Annotated in this window: 3 protein-coding genes; all 3 read left to right on the forward strand. The window is 72.5% G+C overall.

Going from position 1 to position 2580, the window contains the following annotated elements; all coding sequences use genetic code 11:
* Positions 1-36 precede the first annotated feature (36 nt).
* The 3 genes from EHO50_RS11695 to EHO50_RS11705 all read left to right on the forward strand — a co-directional run bounded on the left by EHO50_RS11695 (position 37) and on the right by EHO50_RS11705 (position 2546).
* A complete protein-coding gene (locus tag EHO50_RS11695; protein WP_128429833.1) occupies positions 37-1380 on the forward strand; it encodes a hypothetical protein in 1344 nt (447 codons plus the stop codon).
* Positions 1381-1607: 227 nt separating this feature from the next.
* A complete protein-coding gene (locus EHO50_RS11700; RefSeq protein WP_128429834.1) occupies positions 1608-2066 on the forward strand; it encodes a YbaB/EbfC family nucleoid-associated protein in 459 nt (152 codons plus the stop codon).
* Between the two features lie 81 nt (positions 2067-2147).
* Positions 2148-2546 (forward strand): WXG100 family type VII secretion target, encoded by a 399-nt coding sequence (locus EHO50_RS11705; RefSeq protein ID WP_128429835.1) that lies wholly within the window; start codon positions 2148-2150, stop codon positions 2544-2546.
* Positions 2547-2580: the final 34 nt, after the last annotated feature.

The following is a 2580-nucleotide window of genomic DNA, read 5'->3' on the forward strand; positions in this document are numbered from 1 at the left end:
CATGCCGCTGGCGGTGCTGGTGCCGGGATGCCGTTCATGCCGATGGCGCCCGGAGCCGGTGGAGCGCCGAGGGACGAGCAGCGGTCCGATGCCTCCGGGCTCGTGTCGGGCGATGTCGAGCCGTGGTCGGATGCGCATGGTGAGGTGCCCGGGGAGGGCGAGGTCGGGTCGGCCGCGGGGGCTTCCGCGGGTGGGCCTGGACTGGTGCATCAGGGCACGACGGGTACCACCGTGCCGGCCAACATCGGAAGCGGTGTGACGGGTGCCGATGTCCCCGCGCCGGCCGAGGCCCGGGACCACCGCGACCACGACGCAGTGCCCGTTCCCGCTCCGTTTCCGGTCCCCGTCCCGCAGCCGGGGTCGGTCCAGCCGGTTCCGCCGGCGACCCGCGGAAGCGGTGCGGGCGAGGTAGCTCCGGTGCGGCCGGGGGCCGTGCCGACCGCGTCCCGGGTGGGCGTCGGCGGGGTCTCGGTGCCCCCCGAGGGCTCTGCGGCTGCCGCCGAGGAGGCCGCTCTCGGCGAGGCGGCTGCGGCCGAGGGAGCGGCCGCGCGGGAAGGCGGCATGATGCCGCCGTACGGGATGCCCGGGGGCGCCGCGCCGAGGGGCAGTGACGAGCGTTCGGACTCTTCGGGGCTGCTGCTGAACACGGAGAACGGCTGGGCCGATCCCGAGGTCGGGGACCTGCCGGGCGAGACGCAGGGGACCCCGGCCGGCGGGGCGACTCTCTCCGGCGCGGATTCCGCGGCGGCGGACGAACTCGACGAAGGCCGTGTCGCCGTGGTCCCCAGCGCGGAGGCCGCGGAGGACACCAGCGCGTGGGGGGCCGGCGACCCCGCGATGCTGTGGGCGCTCGGGGGGCGCCGTGCGGAGGACGAGGAGGAGGAAGAGCTCCAGCCCAAGTACGTCCTCGGCGACGACGACGGGTGGAGCGACGAGGACGGCGCGGTGTCCGAGGCCGGAGTCGGCGGCGACGAGGCCGAGAGCCCACAGGAGGAGGACGGCGCTGCCGCCGTGCCGGAGGAGCCGGGGTGGAGCGACGAGGACGGCACGGTCTTCGCCGCCGGGCTCGGCTTCCCTCAGCCCTCCGCTTCCTCGGACGACACCTCCGCCGAGCCGGTCACCGGCCCGGGCCTGGCCACCTGGCGGCCCGACCGGTCCCAGGCCGCGGCCGCCGAGGAGCTGCCGCCGCCGGTCACCGGGTACGCCGGGATGCTGCTCAGCACCGCGGAAGTGCCTGATGACGAGGATGAGGACGAGGAGGACGAGGGCCCGGAGGAGGACGGTGACGAGGCGAAGAGCGGCCGCGGCATCGCCGACCTGCTGAGGCAGGGCGCCGACTCCTGGGGGGCTGTGCCCCAGCGGGCCGACGAGATCGGCTGACCGGCCGGCACCGCGGACGGCGCGGCGGACGTGCTGGGATTTTCCGGCGTGTCCGCCGTACCGGGTCGTTGGGGCAGAGGTCGGTGTCCTTCGGGTCATGACCTGCCGCATCAGGCTTACGGAGTCCCTGGCGGCATGTTTGCTGTCCCTGACGACTCGGCGTGACCGGGGCGCGGAAGCGCTTCCCCGCTGGGCGGGGGCGTCACAGCGGGTGGGAGAGGAGCACCATGTCGAGTCCGTACGACCAGCACATAGAAGAGCTGCTGGGCGCGTATCGCAGGGAGCGGGCCCAGGTCGGCGAACTGCAGCGCAGGATGCGTGAGGTCAAGGCGAGCGCGACGGCCCCCCGGCAGGCTCTGAAGGTCACCGTGAACTCGCAGGGCGAGGTCACCGAGATCGAGTTCCCCACCGGCGCCTACAAGCGCATGGCCCCCGTGGAGCTCTCCCAGATGCTCCTCACGACCATCCAGAAGGCCCGGGCGACGGCCATGGCGGACGTCGCCGAGGTCCTCTCCGGTCACCTTCCCGCGGGGATGTCCGCCGCCGACCTGCTCCAGGGCAAGGCCGATCTGGGCGGACTGCTGCCGGAGACGCCGCCCATGGCGGACGAGGTCCAGGAGTACATCGCCAGCGGCCGTCCCGGCCGAGGGTCCGGCCCCCGTATCGCGCGGCCTCCGGTCGCCTGACGAAACCCCGGAGCCCACAATCCCGGACGTCCCGGAGTCCGGGGTTTTCTCCCCCCGAGCTGATGTGAGAAGGAGGTCGCGGTGTCTTCCAATTACTTCGCGGTGGACCCTGACGCGCTGGCGAAGAACGCTCCCAACGTGCGGGCCTATTCGGACCAGATGAGGCAGCTCGTCACCCGGCTCGAGTCTCGCCTCAACGAGCTCGGCGACTGCTGGGGCGACGACTCCATGGGAAAGGCTTTCGCGGAGCAGTACCTCACTCCTCGGAAAGAGATGGTCGACGGGCTCAAGGGGCTCGTCGAGGTGCTGGACAGCACGGCTGACGGACTGGAGACCATGGCGAAGGGCTTCAACGCGACCGAGGACCAGAACACGAAGACCGCCCGCAGTTTCGAACGCGGTACCACCGACACCCACACGCCTTCCGTCCCGGACACTCACACGTCCGGTGGTTCGCACCGCGGTTCCACGCGCGGCTGACGTGTTGTTTCCGGTGGGAGAGGCCTCGTAGCTC

Origin of the sequence: Streptomyces cyaneus (genome assembly GCF_004028635.1) — a bacterium.
GTDB classification, from domain to species: domain Bacteria; phylum Actinomycetota; class Actinomycetes; order Streptomycetales; family Streptomycetaceae; genus Streptomyces; species Streptomyces cyaneus.